Genomic DNA, 15610 nt, shown 5'->3' with positions numbered 1-15610 from the left:
CGCTCAGGTCTCCAGCAGCGAAGCGGGGAACAGCTCTTCCGGCGCCAGGTCGCGCTTCAGCAGCCCCTCGTCGCGCATGTAGCGGATGAGGGTCGCGAAGACGTGCCGGTTGGCGGCGAAGCCGCTGGACCAGAAATCCGCGCCCAGCACGCGCTCCGTCTCCTCGAGGTGCTGGACCAGGAAGGGCAGGCCGAAGGCGAGCGTCGCGCTGTCATGCAGCCGGAGCCGGGACTGGCGCTGCGATTCCGCGAAGGCGTCATGGAGCGCCCGCGGCAGCCAGGGATTCGCCTCCGCAATCGCCGTCTTCACCGCCACCAGATGCATGGGCGGGAAGATGCGGGACCGCTGGAAGTAGTCGATCTCGGCGGCCATCGGATCGGCGAAGAGCCGCCCGACCTTGTCCGGCGCGCTGAAGAAGCTGCCAGGCGCGCGGGCGGTATAGATCGCGTCGATCTCGCCGCTCTCCAGCATCTCCGACAGCGACTTGTCCGTGACATGCTCGATGGTGACGCCGGGCGGATAGTCCTGCGGATGATCCTCCCCGGCGCGGGCCGCGTTCAGCCCGGCATTCACGTAGATCGGCGCGGCGACGGGAAGGTCGTAATACTCCGCGAAGATGCCGCGCAGCCAGACCGCCGCCGCCATGTCCCACACCATCGCGCCAACCCGCTTCCCCGCGAGATCAGCCGGCTTCGTCAGCCCCTTCGCCTTGTTCACATAGACGCAGGAGAAGCGGAAATGGCGGGAGGGGAAGACGGGAATGCCGACATAGTCCTGCCGCGGCCGATCGAAATGCCGCAGCCAGGTGGCGATGGGGAATTCGCAGCAATCGAATTTATGGGTCGTCATCTGCAGGTTGAACAGCGGCTGCAGCGCCATGACGGTCGTCTCCGCCGCGACGCCGGCGATCGGCACGCGGCCTTCCGCCAGCGCGCGGGCGCGGTCGCAATCGGACACGCCGATGGTCAGGCGAAGCGGCGAAGTCATGCGAGGCTGCTCTCCACGGGGATCTTGCGCGCGAAGGGCAGCGCGGCGCGGCCCTCCCGCTCGGCATAGGCGACGACATGCGGCTCCAGCCGCGCGGCCAGGGCGCGCGACGGTGCAAGCCGCTCCATCAACTCCGCCAGCGCATCGCGCGCGCGGTCACGCAGCGTCGCGGCGACGGGGGCGAGGCAGCGCCCCTCCGCCACCACCTGCCGGCCACCGACGAAAACTTCCCTGACACTGCCAGCGGTATTGCAGGTCACCGCCTGGTTCGCCGCGTCATGCAGCGGCACGAAGGCGCGGTGGCCGAGGTCGAGCAGCGCGAGGTCCGCCGGCGCGCCTTCCGCGATCCGCCCGCCCTCGATCCCCAGCACCGCGGCGCCGCCCTCCGTCGCCATGCGCAGCACATCGGCCGCCGCCAGCCATTCCTCGCGCGGCACGTCGCGGATGCGGGAGAGGTGCGAGGCCAGTCGCATCGCCTCCGCCATGTCCAGGCTGTCGGCGGAATTGCAGCCATCCGTGCCGAGCCCGACCGTGATGCCGCGCGCGCGCATCGCGGCGACGGAAGCGACACCCGCGCCGAGCCGCATGTTGCTCGCCGGCATATGCGCCACGGTGGCACCATGCGCCGCGAGCAGGTCCAGCTCCGCCGCTTCCAGCCACACTGCATGCGCCGCCGTGAAATGCGGGCCCAGCAGCCCGAGGCGCGCGATGTGGTGCACCGGACCCATACCCCAGAGCTTCCGCGCCACCAGCGCCTGCAGCTTCGATTCCGCGATATGCATGTGCAGCCGGAGGCCGCGCGAGGCCGCCAGGTCCCGGCACCCCGTCACGAAGTCATCCGTGCAGTGATGCGGGATGGTCGGCGCCAGCGCGAAGCTGATTCCAGAAGGTGGCGTGACGCTGGCGAAGGCGTCGCGCAGCGCGGCCAGGGTCTGCGCGGCCGGCGCCAGGCGGAAGGCACTGGCCTGCGCCCTCAGATCATCGGGTAGCGTGTCGAGGAAGCCGGGCAGCACCTCGAACAGCGCGCGGTCTGCCACCATCGGCGCCACCACGGCCCGCATGCCCGCTTCCGCATAGGCCGCGGCGACCGTGGCCAGCCCCTCGGCGCTGGGGCCGGGGAATTCGAAGAACAGGTCGTAGCAGGCGGTGCAGCCGGCCTCGAGCATCTCCACCGCGCCCAGCAGGGTGGAAATCCGGATGGTCTCCGCATCCCGCCGCCCGCCCATCCAGGCGCCGTTGGTCAGCGAGGATTCCAGCATCCACCGATCCGCCACCCCTTTCATCAGTGTGGCGTGCCCGTGGGTATGCGCGTTCACCAGGCCCGGCAGCACCAACCGATCGCTGGCATCGAAGCGGGGGACGTCCTTCGGCCCCTCGCCCGGCGCCAGCACCGCCGCGATGCGGCCATCCCGCAGCAGCAGGTCTCGCGGCGCCGCGCTGGCGCCGTCCCAGACCAGCCCGCCCGTGACCAGCAGCACCGTCACGCCAGCGCGGGCGCCAGCGCTTCCGCCGCCGCCAGCAGCATCGCGTCCTGGTAGGGCGCGGCGACCAGCGACAGGCCGAAGGGAATGCCATCCAGCGTGCCGGCCGGGATATTCACCTGCGGCAGGCGGCAGAGGCTCGCGATGCAGGTCAGCGCCAGCGTGTTGTCGCGGAAGGCGAATTGCGCGGAGACCGGCGCATCGCGCAGCGGCGGCAGGTCATGCGCCGTCGGGATCACCAGGATGCCGTCATGGCCGAGCAGCGCGCGGATATGCTCCGAGAGCGTCTCCCGCCGCACCCAGGCCGCCGCGATATCCGCCTGCGGCACGGTGGAGGCCAGCGCGATGCGGTCCCGCACCGCCGGGCTCAGCCGCCGCCCCGGCGCCGTCGCCCAGCTGCCATGCGTGGCCCAGAGTTCGCCGAGCTGCAGCGGCTTGAAGGTCTCCAGCCAGTAGGAATGGCCCCACGCGCCATAGGCCCGCACGCTCTCCATCGGCCCGAGCTTCGCCGCCGCATCGCGCATCACATCCTGCAGCAGCGGCACGGGAATGGCGAAGGCGTCCTCCGCGAAGAGAAGCCGCGGCGTTACGGAAGGCGCGTCACTGAAGAACAGCGAGCCCACCTTGCGCAGCAGCCCCGCATCGCGCGCGAACCAGCCCACCGTGTCGATGCTCGGCGCCATCGGCATCAGCCCCGCGGTGGAGACGCGGCCGTGGGAGGTCCGGATGCCGAAGACGCCGCAGAAGCTGGACGGCACGCGGACGGAACCGCCGGTATCCGTGCCGAAGGCGAAATCGCAGAAGCCACCAGCCACCGCGACGACGGAGCCGGAGGAGGAACCGCCCGGCACGCGGTCCGGCACCACCGGGTTGATCGGCGCGCCGTAATGCGGGTTCTCCCCGAACAGGCCGCAGGCGATCTCATCCGTATGCGTCTTGCCGATCATCGTGGCACCGGCGGCGAGGGCCGGCAGCAGCGCGCTGGCCGTGGTGACGGAAGGCGGCGTCTGCTCCACCCGGTCCGGGTTGCCCCAGCCGCTGACGGTGCCTGCCACGTCGAACAGATCCTTCACCGCGAAGGTGAGGCCCGCGAGCAGGCCTTCGGCCGCGCCTTCCACCCGCACATCGCCATGCGCGACGAAGGCGGAGGCCCTGATCTGGTCCGGCGTCATTCCGCCGCCGCCTTCGCATCCGGGCGATCGAGCCCGTAGCTGTCCATGAAGCCCTGCACCATGGCCTTCGGTCCTGTCCAATCGTGGAAGCGGTAGGAATTACCGCGGATCGCGAATTGCGGACCGGAGTAGAACATCTCGTATTGCAGGTGTCGCGACCCGAATTCGGACCCGATCGCGTCCCAGGCCAGCTTCATCAGCTTCACCCGTTCCTCGCTGCCTGCCACGGGCGATCGCTGGCTGGCCTGGATGATGCGCTCCACCTCCCCCCCGTCGAAATCCGCCGCCGAGGACGGCACCATGACGAGCCCGCCGCCCGACAGGCCGCGGATCGCCTCGATGAACTCCGGATAGATCGTCTGCGCCAGCACCTGTGCCGAGACCAGCAGCCGCCGATCCGGCACGAAGACACCATGGAAATCCTCGCCCTGCGCTTCCATGGCAATGACCATCGCCTCGATGCTGCTGGCCTTGGCGGCGAGAAGGCCGAGCGTCTCCCGCGTCTGCGGGAAGCCGAGGATGCCGTTCGTCTCCGCGATGCGATGCGCCAGGCCCAGCAGGAAGCGCAGCTTGACGGAAAGCCGCACAATGCACTGGTAGTTCTGCATCACATGCGCCCGCGTCTCATGCCACTGCGCCTGCATCATGCGGAGGTCGCGATGGACGAAGACGCGGTCCCAGGGGATCTTCACATCCTCGAAGAAGACGACGGCATCATTCTCATCGAATCGGGCGGAGAGCGGGTAGTCGAAGACGGAACTCGCCGCCGCCTCGTAGCTGCGGCGCGACAGCAGCTTGATGCCCCTGGTCGCCATGGGCATGACGGCGGTGAAGGCATAGGGCTCGTCGCCAGGCATCAGCGCCACGATGCCGGACACCATCAGCTCATTCGCCATCACGCCGGCGGTCGCCAGCATCTTGGCGCCGCGGATGGTGATGCCGCCCGCATCCTCGTCCACGATCCGCGCCACCAAATCGCCGCCCGGCTGGTCCTTTGCCTGCTTCGACTTGTCGGCCTGCGGGTTGATGATGACGTAGCCGATCCAGTGGTCGGCGCGCCGTGCTTCCTCGAAAGAGGCAGCGAGTGCCGCGCCACCGCGCGCCTCATAGGCGTGGCGGCCGGCCATGAAGCCCACGAAGGTGGAGGCGACGTGGTCGGGGCTGCGGCCCATCATGCCGCAGCTGCGCGCCGCGATGCGCTCCATCGCGACACGGCGCTGCACGAGTTCCGCGTGGTTGCGCGGCATCATCCAGGCGAGCCCCGTGCGCGTGCCATCGCCGAGGTCGAAGGTCATGCCCTCCGGATCCTCGGCCTGCAGGTCATAGAGCGAGGCGGCGGAGGCGACGGCGCCGGCGAAGGCCGGGTCCGTCGTCACATCCGCCACGCGCCTGCCATCGATGAAGATGGTGCGCGCGTCACGCAGGCTGCGCAGATGGGCGGCGCCGTCCTTCACCATGGGCGTGTCCCTTCCGATGCCAGGGTCAGGTCAACCAACTCACGCTCGTCATAGGCAACCAGCGCGGCACGGTCCGCCTCCGCCTGGTCCAGGAACAGGTCGCGCGTGATGCCGCGGGCGATGCGATCGACGGTCGGCCGCAGCGTCGAGATGCCGCCGGAGGAGGCCGTGCTCGCCATGGCGGCGAAGGACGAACTGCGAAGCCGCGCCAACCAGGGCGCGCTGCCCGCGACGCGCTCGGTGAAGGCGAAATCGCCGGTGAGGTAGGGGAACGCACCGAGCGCGGCATCCTCCTCGCCCGCCGGCGGCGCGTAGCGGTCCCGCCACCGCGCGAGATGCGGCGCGGCGGCGGCGAGTTCCGGCCGCAGCGCCGGTTCCACCACCAGCCCCGTGCCGACGATGAGGAAATCCGCCGTGACGGTGCCGCGCGGCGTCTCCACCACGATCGCCTCGCCTTCCATTCGCAGCGCGCGAATCGGCGCGCCGAGGTGCAGGTGAAAACCCGCATGCAGCGCGCACCGGGAAAAGGTTTCCTGCGGCGGCGGCTGGTTCATCGCGAAGATCGTCCGCATGAAGCGCCACTTCAGCGCATCCGGCAGGTCCGCGAAGTGGTTCAGAAACCCGGAAAACTCCATCCAGCGATAGGGATTGACCGCCGGCAGTTGCGGCCGCCGCGCCAGCAGATCGACTCGCGAAGCGCCATGTTCCAGCGCCATCGCCGCATTGTCGAAGGCCGAGGCCCCCGCGCCCAGCACGGCCACGCGCTTCCCCGCCAGCCGCGCGAAGTCGATCGCCTCCGCCGTATGGGCATAGCGACCCGCCGGCAGCGAATGCGCGACCATCGGCGGCGCCTGCCAGGCCCCCGCGCCATCTACCCCCGTCGCCAGCACCACATGCCGCGCCAGCCAGCGCATCCGCACGCCATCGTCGCGCTCCGCCGTGACGGCAAGCAAATCATCCGCCTCCGGCGTCACCGCATCGACGTGCCAGCCTGCCTCCACCGGCAGCGCCAGCATGCCCTGCAGCCAGTCGAGATAGGCCTGCCAGACGCCGCGCGGGATTTTCGTGAGTGCCGCCCAGGCGGCCTCGCCATACCGCGCCTCGAACCAGGCGCGGACGGAGAGCGAGGGCATGCCGAGTTCCGGCCCGGTCACATGCTTCGGCGTGCGCAGCGTGTGCATGCGGGCGAAGCGCAGCCAGATGCCGGCGGGCATTCCGGCCTCCAGCACCTCGGTGTTCGTGACGCGCGCGCGCCGCAGCGCGAAGGACAGCGCGAGCCCGCATTGCCCACCACCAACCACGACCACGTCCCGCACGCCATCGCCGCGCGGCTGCACCCAGTCCCGCGCGGGATAGGCCAGCGTCTGCAGCTCCCACGCCACGCGATCCGCCAGCGCCGCGAGTCGCGCCTCGGCATCCGGCAGCGGCATCAGGGGGTGAAGGGGCAGCGCATCCATGGGTGGCGGATCAGTTCCTGGCGACGGTGGCACGGCCGCGCATCCCCTGCGGGATGCCGCCACACGATGTCGCCCAGGCCCGATTCTCCGGCTCACCAGGGCGACGAAGCTGTAGCATGGCGGCCCGCGGGCGCGAAGATGTCACGAGGCCTGGCCGAACCACTTCTGGTCCAGCCCCGGCAGGAAGCCATCCGCCTGCATCGCGGCCAGGTGCCGGTTGATCTCCGCCATCAGCGCCGTATCGGCGTGCCGCGTGTTGATGCCGACGTCGCGCGCATCCCAGACGGGCGAGACGCCGAGCCGCACGCGGGCATTGCGTGCGATGTTCCAGCGCAGCACGGGCTGCGTGTTCACCACCGCCTCCACCCGCCCGACCACGAGGTCCTGCAGCGCCAGCGGAAATTCGTTGTAGACGCGGATCTCCTTCACGCTGTTGGCGTGGTTCTGCCGCACGAACTGCTCGCCGGAGGTGCCGACCTGCACGCCGACGATGCGCCCCGCCAGGTCTTCCGGCCGGTCGATCGCGAGGCCCGGGCGATAGCCCGCGGCGATGCCGGTCTTGTAGTAGGGGGTGGAGAAGGCGATGCGTTCCGCGCGCTCCGCCGTCCAGGCCATGGCCGTGATCAGGCAGTCCACGCGGCCGGAGGTGAGGCCCGCGATCAGCCCCGCGAAGGCGATCACCTGCCACTGGATGCGAAGCCCCATGCGCCGGCCCAGCTCCTCGCCCAGATCGACGTCGTAGCCCGTGAGGCGCCCATTTTCCATGAACTCGAAGGGCGGGAAGGCGCCGCCATTGCCGACCACCAGCACGCCGGCGGCGCGCGCCTTGGCTAGCGTGTCACCCTCCTGCGCCAGGGCCGGTGTCGCGAGCGTCGTCGCCAGCAGCGCGCGGCGCGTGATCCGGATGCGGTCCATCGTCCCAGTCCCCCTCATGCATCGATCGATTCGGGCCGCAGCACGCGGCCCAGGAATTCCCGCGTCCGCGCTTCCCGCGGACGGCCCAGCACTTCGGCAGGTGGCCCCTGTTCCACGACCAGCCCGCCATCCATGAAGATGACGCGGTCCGCCGCTTCCCGCGCGAAGCCCATCTCATGCGTCACGACGAGCATGGTCATGCCCTCCGCCGCCAGGCCGCGCATCACCGCCAGCACCTCCCCGACCAGTTCGGGATCGAGGGCGGAGGTCACCTCGTCGAACAGCATCACCTCCGGCTGCATCGCCAACGCGCGGGCGATGGCGACGCGCTGCTGCTGCCCGCCGGAGAGGTCGGCCGGATAGGCATCCGCCTTGTGTGCCAGCCCGACCCGCGCCAGCAGCGCGCGTGCCTCCGCCTCCACCGCGGCGCGCGGCCGCTTCAGCACCTGGACCGGCGCCTCCATGACATTGGCCAGCGCCGTCATGTGCGGAAACAGGTTGAACTGCTGGAAGACGATGCCGATGCGCCGGCGCGCCAGCGTCATCTGGCGCTCCGGAATGCGCGCCCCGCCGCTGCCCCAGCCGATATGCTGGCCTGCGACGACGACCTCCCCGCTCTCGAAGGGCTCGAGCCCGTTCAGGCATTGCAGCAGAGTCGATTTCCCGCTGCCGGAGGGGCCGATGACGCAGACCGTCTCGCCCTTCGCCACCGTCAGGTCCACGCCGCGCAGCACTAGCGTCGCGCCATAGGATTTGTGCAGGTTGCGGACGGCAATGACGCTCATGGCAGCGCCGCCAAAGCCGACGGTACCAACGCGCCATCGCGCATCAGGAAGTCCCCATCGCGCAGCACATGCCGCAGGTCGCGTGGCCGCGCCGCCAGCAGCAGACGCGTCACGATCTCGTCGGGCTTCGCGCCGGCGAAGGCGGCGGCGCGGAGGTCGAAGGCGATGACGTCGGCGCGCGCGCCCGGCACCAGCCTGTGCCCGCCCGTCGCCATCGAGAGCGTCTGCGCGGGCGTCGGCCATTCCGCATCGGGGCGGCCTGCACGCGGCAGCAGCATGGCGAATTTCGCGGCCTCCAGCATGTCCTGCGTGTCGTTGCTGCCGGGGCCGTCGGAGCCGACGCGCAGCCGCACGCCGCGCGCCAGCCCGCGCGCCACCGGCGCGATGCCGCTGCCGAGGCGAAGGTTCGCCAGCGGGTTGTGCACCATGGTCGTGCCCCGCGCCGCCATGCGATCCAGCTCCGCATCAACGAGATGGACGCAATGCGCGTATTCCACATGGGCGCCCGCCAGACCGAGGCCTTCGAGCCAGGCCACCGGATCATCGCCCCCCGCCCGCGCGCGGCAATCCACCGCATCCTTCGCGGTCTCGCAGAGATGGAGATGCACGAAGGCGCCATGCCGCTCCGCCAGCGCCGCCACGCCGCGCAGCAGATCATCGCTGCACCGCTGCGGGGCGGAGGGGCCAAGCCCCACCGACGCCCCTGGCGGCGGGTCGCGCAGCAGCGCCTCCGCCACTGCCAATGCTTCCGCCGTGCTCGGCGGCGTGAAGCTGGCCGACGGCGAGGGCAGGTCGCGCAGCATCATGGCCACGCGCGCGCGGATGCCGCCTTCCGCCCAGGCGCTGGCCGCGGCCGCCACGCTCTCCACGCTTGGCGGGATCTGGCGGAAATGGTCGGTGACCTGCACGGCGCCGCCGCGGATCGCCTCCGCGCAGCTGATCAGGATGGCCTGGCGGATGCGCGCAGCCGGCAGCGCATCCTGGCCATCCGCGTATTCCACGGCGAGCCAGTCATCCAGCCGCGCCATCGGCGCGCGGCCCCGCGCCAGCGCCTCCGGCGAATGGGTATGGGCGTTGACGAAGGCGGGCAGCAGCAGGAGATGCGTGGCCTCCACCACCTCCGCGCCCTCCGCCGGCCCCTCGGCCACCACGCCGTCGCGCAGCAGCAGGTCCACATCCGCCACCGGCGCCCAGTCATCGCCGCCGCGCAGCAGCGTAGCGCCCTTGAACAGCAGAGCGCTCACGCGACCCTCCATCGGGATTCCAGCCGCGCCACCAGCCAGACCAGCGGCAGGGTCATCATCAGGTACATCAGCGCAACGCCGGCGAAGGGGCTGAAGGTATTGGCCTGCCAGGTCATGATGTCGGTGCCCGCGCGCAGCAGGTCCGGGATGGCGATGACGCTGACCAGCGCCGTGTTCTTCAGCAGCGTGATCGCCTCATTCCCGATCGGCGGCAGCACGCGGCGCAGCGCCTGGGGCAGCACGATCCGCCGCATCGCCAGCGCCCATCCCATGCCGAGCGAGCGCGCCGCGCGCATCTGCCCTCGATCGATGGACTGGATGCCGGCGCGGACGATCTCCGTCACATAGGCGCCATTGGTCAGCGACAGCGCCAGGATCGCGACGGTCTTCGCCTCCAGCAGCAATCCCAGCGACGGCAGCCCGTAGTAGAAGAACAGCATCGTCACCAGCAGCGGCACGCCCCGCAGCAGGGTCACGCAGGCCAGCGCGAAGGCGTTCAGCGGCATGATGCCGGAGACGCGCGCGAGCCCGCCCATCAGCCCCAGCACCAGGCCCCCGCAGATCGAGACGAAGGCCAGCTCCGCCGTCGTCGCCGCGCCGCGCGCCAAGGCGGGCAGGCTCTCGACGAAGAGGCTCCATTCGAAATCCATGCCCTACAGCACCATCGCCGCATGACGCGCGATGTCGCCGGGCCGGCAGAGCCAGACATCGTCCCGAGCCGCCGCGATATGCGCGAAGACGCGGCGGAGGTGCTTCAGCCGGAAGGCATGCCCCACCAGGAAGGGATGCAGCGACAGGTTGAAGGTCAGCGGCCATTTCTGCGAGAGCCGCCGCTGTTCCTCGAACTGGTCGATCAGCGCATCCGCCCAGACGGAGGGTGGCCACTTCGCCGCATGCAGCACGGGAATGTCGTTGGTCGGCTTCGAATAGGGGACCGTGACCAGTGATCCACCGCCCCGCGTCGCCAGCCGCGTCGGCTGATCGTCATGCGTCCAGTCCATGACGTAGTCGAAGCCCGCCTCCGCCAGCAGGTCCGGCGTGACATGCGTCTCCGCCACCCAGGGGCCCATCCAGCCGCGGGGCACCGCACCTTCCTCCTGCGCGATGCGCGCGCGGCATTCCGCGATCATCGCGCGCTCCGTCGCCTCATCCATGTCGGATTGCCGCTCGGCATTGGTGCGGCCATGGCCCACCACCTCGTCGCCCCGCGTGCGGAAGGCCTCGGCGACGGGCGGGCAGAGGTCGTAGATCGCGGTGTTCAGCAGCGCCGCCGCGGGCAGCGCGTATTCATCCAGCGCGTCGAGCAGGTTCCAGACGCCGACGCGGTTGCCCCAGTCGCGGAAGCCGTAGTTCTGCACATCGGGCTCGGGCAGTGGATTGACCAGCGGAATGCCCATCCCCTCCGCGAAGGGAAACGCCTCCAGATTGACGGCGATGAAGACCGCGAGCCGCTTGCCGCCCGGCCAATCCCAGGCCGGGCGCCGCGCGATGGCGGAATAGGGATAGCGCCCGTGGTCGCGCATCACGCGCGCATGGCCGGCAGCATCCGCTCCGCCGCCGGCGGCAGGAAGTCGGTCAGCATGAAACTGGCCGCCGCGGGCGGGTTGGGCACGCCGAAGCTTTCCGCCATGGCGGCGACCATCGCCGTCGCCCGCCCGGCATCGACATGGCCGACGCCGTGCTGCGCGACCGTCGGCGTCAGCACCGCTTCCCGCATGATGAAGCGCATGCGCTCCGTCTCCAGCGGCACATCGGCCAGCGGCTCCCGCGCCTGCACGGCGGCGATGGCCGCGGCGGGGTCGTTCAGCGCGTCGCGCAGCCCGGCGATGGTGCCGCGCACGAAGCCCCGCACCATCGCGGGCTCCCGCTGCGCCAGCTCCGCCGGCAGCAGCAGCGCATTGCCGTAGATGTCCACGCCATGCGCGTTGAAGCCGAACCGGCGGATATCGGCCTCCCGCGCGCCCAGCGCCCGCAGGTTGAAGATGGCGCCGGAGACGAAGGCGGTGATGGCATCGGCCTCGCCGCGCATCAGCATCGGCTCCCGGATCGGCGGCGCGACGGTGATCCAGGTGACGGAATCCGCGGGGAAGCCATTGGCCCGCGCGAAGGCCGGGAACAGCACGCGGCCACTGTCGCCCGCCGGCGCCGCGATGCGCTTGCCCCGCAGGTCGGACGGCTTCTCGATCCCCCGCCCCGCCAGCGTGATCACGCCGGCCAGGGTGCGGTCGAAATACTGGAAGGCGTTGACGATGGCGCGGCCGGGATTCTCCGCATTGTGCTTCACCACCGCGCCCGGATCGCCGAAGCCGATATCGGCCACGCCCGCCGCCACCTTTGTGACGACGTCTCCCGACCCGAAGCCGCGCTGGATGGCGACGTTCAGCCCCTCGCGCGCGAAATGGCCGCGCTCGGCGGCCAGGAACCAGGCGGCGTGGTAGCCCTGCGGCGTCCAGTCCAGCATCAGCCGGATCGCGCGCGGCTGCGCGATCGCGGGCGCGGCCAGCAGGCCGGCACCGGCCCCCAGCAAGGCACGACGGGTCAGGCGGGTCATGCGCCGGGCTCCCTCAGGGCGTGATCGCGAAGGCGATGCCGAATTCGGCGTCGAGGCGGACGGTGTGGTGGTCCACCTCATTCGTGTCGGAGAGTTCGAGGTTGAGGAAATCCTGCGTCTCCGCCTCGAAGAACGGCCCCGCGTGCCAGGTGCCGCGATGGAGCGCGAGCGCCTTGTCGCCGGGGATGCGGAAGATGCGGATCGCCGCCGGGTCGGGCTTCGCCCCCGGCAGGTCCGGATCGCCCGCCGGCGCCAGGCCGATGAACCATTCGCCGCCCATCGTCGCCGCCAGGCATTGCGTCACGCGGGTGTGGCGCGTGATGCCGCGGACCAGCATGGGCCGCTTGTGCAGCCGCATGATGTAGAGCCGCGGCGTGCCCTGGCCGAGTTCCAGCCGCGCATCGGCGGGGCCGAAGGGCGTGCCGTCCTCCCCCGCCTCGACCAGCGTGCCGAAGGGGGCGATGGCCTCCACCGTCGCCGTCTCCGGCTCCACGGGGATGATGCGCGGGTCGCTCATGCGGCCTCCGTCTCGGGCAGGGTGAAGGGGGACAGTTCGGCGTGCTCGCCGCCCAGGAACCAGGCCCAGTCGCTTTCCTGCTGGTCCAGGAACAGCCGGCGCTTCACGCCCTCCACCAGCCGCGGCGCCACGTATTTCATCGCGCTGATCGAAGCGGCGATGGGGCCGAGGCTGAGGGAGGCGTTGTTGGTGATAGTGAAGACGCGGCCGAGCCAGGGCGCCGCGCCCGGCATGCGTTCCGTGAAGCCGCCGAAGCGGTCGAGGTAGGGCTGCCGCGCCAGCCGCGCATCCGCCTGCTCGGGCGGCGGGGTGAAGCGGTCCTTCCACAGCGCGGCATGCGGCAGCAGCGCGGCATACTCGCCCTTCAGCGCCATGTCGTTGAGGAAGCCCGTCGCGACGACCAGCCGGTCATAGACCAGCCGCTTGCCGCCGCCTTCGACGATGACCTCGCTGCCCGTCCAACGCACATGGTCCCAGGGCATGCCGGTGCGCAGCCGGAAGCCGGGCTGCGCCATCGCGGCATCGAAGGTGGGCTGCGGCGGCGGCTGGCCGATCTCGCGCAGCCGCGTCGCATAGGCCCATTTCGCGGCATCCGGCAGATCGACGTAGTGGGCGAGGTGCCCGGCGCTTTCCATCCAGCGCCGCGGATTGTCCCGCGGCAGCTCGGGCCGCCGGACGCAGACCTCCGCCCGCGCCGCGCCCGCCTGCAGCGCCGCGATCGCGACATCGAAGGCGGTCGCCCCCGCGCCCAGCACGCCCACGCGTTCGCCGGCAAAGGCGCCAAGGTCGAGAATATCGTTCGCATGCACCACGCGCCCGGGCGGCAGGGCGCGGGCGATGGCGTCCGGGATGGCATGGCCCCCCGCGCCGCCCGTGCCCGTCGCCATCACCACGCTGCGGGCGTGCTGCAGGCGCGGGCCGTCCGGCGTCTCGAACAGCAGGCCGAGCATCGCACCATCGGCGGCGGGCTGCATCTCCCGCAGGCACCAGCCATTGCGCACCGGCAGGTCGAGCACCCGCCGGAACCAGGCGAGGTATTGCGCCCAGGCCGTGCGCGGGATGCGGAACATCGCCTCCCAGGAAGCCTCGCCGTGCTGCGCCTCCCACCAGGCGCGGAAGGTCAGGGAGGGCAGGCCGCATTCGGGGCCCGCCAGGTCCTTCGGCGTGCGCAGCATCGTCATGCGCGCGAAGCTCATCCAGGGGCCTTCCATCCCCTCCCGCGCCGCGTCGAAGACGGCGATGCGCGTCACGCCTTCGCGCCGCAGCAGGCCGGCCAGCGCCAGGCCGTACTGGCCGCCGCCGATGATGGCGCAATCCAGCGCCGCCGCGCCGTCCGGCGCCTTGGCCGGCGTGACCCAGGGGATGGAGGGATAGGCCGTCAGCGACAGCTCGCGCGCCACCAGGCGCTCCAGCGCGGGCAGGCCTTCTGGGCAGGTCATGGCAACTCCGCCATTAATCCGGGATGGGGACGATCAGGGTGCGCCGCACCCACCGCGCGTCCCGCTGCGGGACGCGACGGCCACGGGATCAGGCCGTTGGTCGCCACCGCCCGCGCGCCCGGGCCAGCCCATGGGCGCGCGCCGGCCGGCCAGGGCGCCGGGGGCGGCCTGCGGCGGGGCGGGCGGAAAGGGGCGGCCAGGATGCCATGGGCCCTGTCAGGCAAACCGCATGCCAGGGGATGGACCGCGCTTCATCCGCGCAGCCGGGTGGCGCGGCGCCCGCGCCTGCCCGATCCGCGGGCACCGCCTGCCACCGTTGCGTCCTTGCGCGCCGCATGGGCATTCTCCGCGCCGCATGGACGCCGTGACCGACCTTTCCCCGCTGCTGTCCGCCGTCGCGCGGGGGGACCGGCATGCCCTGCGCGCGATCTATGAACGGCAATCGGTGCGGCTGTTCGGCGTGGCCAATGCCATCCTGCGGGACCGGGACGCGGCGGCGGATGCGCTGCAGGACGCCTTCCTGAAGATCGCCCGCCGCGCCGGCCAGTTCGACCCCGCCCGCGGGCCGGCGGAAGCCTGGCTCGCCGCCATCGTGCGCCACGCCGCGCTCGACCTGGCCCGCGCCCGGGGGCGGGAGATCCCGACCGACGATCCCGGCCTCGGCGACGTGCCGGTGGAGGCCGATGCGCTGGACCGCATCGCCGCGGAGGCGGAGGGCCTGCGCCTGCGGGAATGCCTCTCCTCGCTGGAGGAGCGGAACCGCCGCGGCATCGTCCTCGCCTTCGTGCATGGCCTGTCCCATGCCCAGATCGCCGCGCAGCTCGAATTGCCGCTCGGCACCGTGAAGGCCTGGATCCGGCGCGGCCTGCTGCGGCTGCGGGAGTGCCTGGCATGAACCCGATGGCACCCGAGGAGCGGGACGCGCTGGCCGCCGAATACGTGCTCGGCACGCTGGAGGCGCGGGAAGCCGCCATCGTCGCCGCCGCCCTGGCCACCGACCCCGCCCTGGCCGAGGCCGTGGCCGCCTGGGAGGCGAAGCTCGCGCCGCTGACCGCCCTCGCCCCGCCGGAGGCCCCGCCGCCCGGCCTCTGGGCGCGGATCGAGGCCGCGCTGGACCCCGCGCGCCCGGCCGCCACGCCCTGGTGGCGGCGCCTGCTGGACCCCTGGCGGGCCGGCGCCATCGGCGCCACCGCGGTCGCGGCCGGCCTGGCCGCCGTGATGATCCTGCGCCCGGCGCCGGAGCCGCGGCTGATGACCGTGCTGCTGACGGATCGCGAACAGCCGGCCTGGCTGGTGGAGGCCGATCGCGCGGGCATCCGCCTCGCCTCCCTCAACACCCGCCCGGCGCCGCCGGACCGGGTACTGGAATTGTGGGCGCTGCCCCAGGGCGCGACGGCGCCGACCTCGCTCGGCATCATCCCGGCCGATGGGCGCCTCACCGTCCGCCCCGCCACCATCCGGCCGAGCCCGGGCATGCTGATCGAGATCACGCTGGAGCCGCCGGGCGGGTCGCCGATCGGCCGCCCGACCGGCCCGATCCAGTTCATCGGCCGCCTGGCGCCGGCCACGGGTTCGTGAACGGATTTCTTCCGTAATCGCTGCGTC

15 protein-coding genes are annotated in these 15610 nt (G+C 71.5%); 2 read left to right on the top strand and 13 right to left on the bottom strand.

Going from position 1 to position 15610, the window contains the following annotated elements; all coding sequences use genetic code 11:
- Positions 1–3 precede the first annotated feature (3 nt).
- The 13 genes from JJI54_RS04980 to JJI54_RS04920 all read right to left on the bottom strand — a co-directional run bounded on the left by JJI54_RS04980 (position 4) and on the right by JJI54_RS04920 (position 14005).
- A complete protein-coding gene (locus tag JJI54_RS04980) occupies positions 4–987 on the bottom strand; it encodes a substrate-binding domain-containing protein (protein WP_203071495.1) in 984 nt (327 codons plus the stop codon).
- Positions 984–2471: an amidohydrolase family protein gene (locus JJI54_RS04975; protein ID WP_203071493.1), complete on the bottom strand. Its 1488-nt coding sequence runs from the start codon at positions 2469–2471 to the stop codon at positions 984–986. Before JJI54_RS04975 ends, JJI54_RS04980 begins: the two co-directional genes overlap by 4 nt.
- Positions 2468–3640: an amidase gene (locus JJI54_RS04970; protein ID WP_203071491.1), complete on the bottom strand. Its 1173-nt coding sequence runs from the start codon at positions 3638–3640 to the stop codon at positions 2468–2470. Before JJI54_RS04970 ends, JJI54_RS04975 begins: the two co-directional genes overlap by 4 nt.
- Entirely contained in the window at positions 3637–5097 is a 1461-nt protein-coding gene (locus tag JJI54_RS04965; protein ID WP_203071489.1) for a 4-hydroxyphenylacetate 3-hydroxylase family protein, read from the bottom strand. The genes JJI54_RS04970 and JJI54_RS04965 overlap by 4 nt, the downstream gene beginning before the upstream one ends.
- A complete protein-coding gene (locus tag JJI54_RS04960) occupies positions 5091–6554 on the bottom strand; it encodes an NAD(P)-binding domain-containing protein (protein ID WP_226381374.1) in 1464 nt (487 codons plus the stop codon). Before JJI54_RS04960 ends, JJI54_RS04965 begins: the two co-directional genes overlap by 7 nt.
- 141 nt (positions 6555–6695) lie before the next feature.
- A complete protein-coding gene (locus JJI54_RS04955) occupies positions 6696–7469 on the bottom strand; it encodes a substrate-binding periplasmic protein (RefSeq protein ID WP_203071487.1) in 774 nt (257 codons plus the stop codon).
- Between the two features lie 14 nt (positions 7470–7483).
- Positions 7484–8254: an amino acid ABC transporter ATP-binding protein gene (locus JJI54_RS04950; RefSeq protein WP_203071485.1), complete on the bottom strand. Its 771-nt coding sequence runs from the start codon at positions 8252–8254 to the stop codon at positions 7484–7486.
- Positions 8251–9498: an amidohydrolase family protein gene (locus tag JJI54_RS04945; RefSeq protein ID WP_203071483.1), complete on the bottom strand. Its 1248-nt coding sequence runs from the start codon at positions 9496–9498 to the stop codon at positions 8251–8253. The genes JJI54_RS04950 and JJI54_RS04945 overlap by 4 nt, the downstream gene beginning before the upstream one ends.
- The gene (locus JJI54_RS04940; RefSeq protein WP_203071480.1) at positions 9495–10148 is read right to left on the bottom strand and encodes an amino acid ABC transporter permease; all 654 of its coding nucleotides are present in this window, start codon (positions 10146–10148) and stop codon (positions 9495–9497) included. The genes JJI54_RS04945 and JJI54_RS04940 overlap by 4 nt, the downstream gene beginning before the upstream one ends.
- A gap of 3 nt (positions 10149–10151) precedes the next feature.
- Positions 10152–11021 (bottom strand): polysaccharide deacetylase family protein, encoded by an 870-nt coding sequence (locus JJI54_RS04935; RefSeq protein WP_226381373.1) that lies wholly within the window; start codon positions 11019–11021, stop codon positions 10152–10154.
- Positions 11021–12049: an ABC transporter substrate-binding protein gene (locus JJI54_RS04930; protein WP_203071476.1), complete on the bottom strand. Its 1029-nt coding sequence runs from the start codon at positions 12047–12049 to the stop codon at positions 11021–11023. The genes JJI54_RS04935 and JJI54_RS04930 overlap by 1 nt, the downstream gene beginning before the upstream one ends.
- A 13-nt stretch (positions 12050–12062) precedes the next feature.
- Complete coding sequence (locus JJI54_RS04925; RefSeq protein WP_203071474.1) at positions 12063–12566, bottom strand: ureidoglycolate lyase; 504 nt, start codon at positions 12564–12566, stop codon at positions 12063–12065.
- Positions 12563–14005 (bottom strand): FAD/NAD(P)-binding protein, encoded by a 1443-nt coding sequence (locus JJI54_RS04920; protein ID WP_203071472.1) that lies wholly within the window; start codon positions 14003–14005, stop codon positions 12563–12565. The genes JJI54_RS04925 and JJI54_RS04920 overlap by 4 nt, the downstream gene beginning before the upstream one ends.
- 355 nt (positions 14006–14360) lie before the next feature.
- On the opposite strand from JJI54_RS04920, the gene JJI54_RS04915 reads away from it, so the two are divergent.
- Together JJI54_RS04915 and JJI54_RS04910 are read left to right on the top strand one after the other, a co-directional pair.
- Complete coding sequence (locus JJI54_RS04915; RefSeq protein ID WP_203071470.1) at positions 14361–14900, top strand: sigma-70 family RNA polymerase sigma factor; 540 nt, start codon at positions 14361–14363, stop codon at positions 14898–14900.
- Complete coding sequence (locus JJI54_RS04910) at positions 14897–15583, top strand: anti-sigma factor (RefSeq protein ID WP_203071468.1); 687 nt, start codon at positions 14897–14899, stop codon at positions 15581–15583. The genes JJI54_RS04915 and JJI54_RS04910 overlap by 4 nt, the downstream gene beginning before the upstream one ends.
- The last annotated feature ends 27 nt before the right edge of the window (positions 15584–15610 follow it).

The organism is Falsiroseomonas ponticola (assembly GCF_016805305.1).
In the GTDB taxonomy this organism is placed as follows: Bacteria; Pseudomonadota; Alphaproteobacteria; order Acetobacterales; family Acetobacteraceae; genus Falsiroseomonas; species Falsiroseomonas ponticola.
The sequence above is the reverse complement of the archived record's forward strand: the minus strand, read 5'-3'. Positions and strand labels throughout refer to the sequence as shown.

Bases quoted from the DNA above. Each gene is read 5' to 3' on its own strand.
- JJI54_RS04980 (WP_203071495.1), bottom strand. From the start codon at position 987: ATGACTTCGCCGCTTCGCCTGACCATCGGCGTGTCCGATTGCGACCGC.
- JJI54_RS04970 (WP_203071491.1), bottom strand. From the start codon at position 3,640: ATGACGCCGGACCAGATCAGGGCCTCCGCCTTCGTCGCGCATGGCGAT.
- JJI54_RS04965 (WP_203071489.1), bottom strand. From the start codon at position 5,097: ATGGTGAAGGACGGCGCCGCCCATCTGCGCAGCCTGCGTGACGCGCGC.
- JJI54_RS04960 (WP_226381374.1), bottom strand. From the start codon at position 6,554: ATGGATGCGCTGCCCCTTCACCCCCTGATGCCGCTGCCGGATGCCGAG.
- JJI54_RS04955 (WP_203071487.1), bottom strand. From the start codon at position 7,469: ATGGACCGCATCCGGATCACGCGCCGCGCGCTGCTGGCGACGACGCTC.
- JJI54_RS04950 (WP_203071485.1), bottom strand. From the start codon at position 8,254: ATGAGCGTCATTGCCGTCCGCAACCTGCACAAATCCTATGGCGCGACG.
- JJI54_RS04940 (WP_203071480.1), bottom strand. From the start codon at position 10,148: ATGGATTTCGAATGGAGCCTCTTCGTCGAGAGCCTGCCCGCCTTGGCG.
- JJI54_RS04935 (WP_226381373.1), bottom strand. From the start codon at position 11,021: ATGCGCGACCACGGGCGCTATCCCTATTCCGCCATCGCGCGGCGCCCG.
- JJI54_RS04930 (WP_203071476.1), bottom strand. From the start codon at position 12,049: ATGACCCGCCTGACCCGTCGTGCCTTGCTGGGGGCCGGTGCCGGCCTG.
- JJI54_RS04925 (WP_203071474.1), bottom strand. From the start codon at position 12,566: ATGAGCGACCCGCGCATCATCCCCGTGGAGCCGGAGACGGCGACGGTG.
- JJI54_RS04920 (WP_203071472.1), bottom strand. From the start codon at position 14,005: ATGACCTGCCCAGAAGGCCTGCCCGCGCTGGAGCGCCTGGTGGCGCGC.
- JJI54_RS04915 (WP_203071470.1), top strand. From the start codon at position 14,361: ATGGACGCCGTGACCGACCTTTCCCCGCTGCTGTCCGCCGTCGCGCGG.
- JJI54_RS04910 (WP_203071468.1), top strand. From the start codon at position 14,897: ATGAACCCGATGGCACCCGAGGAGCGGGACGCGCTGGCCGCCGAATAC.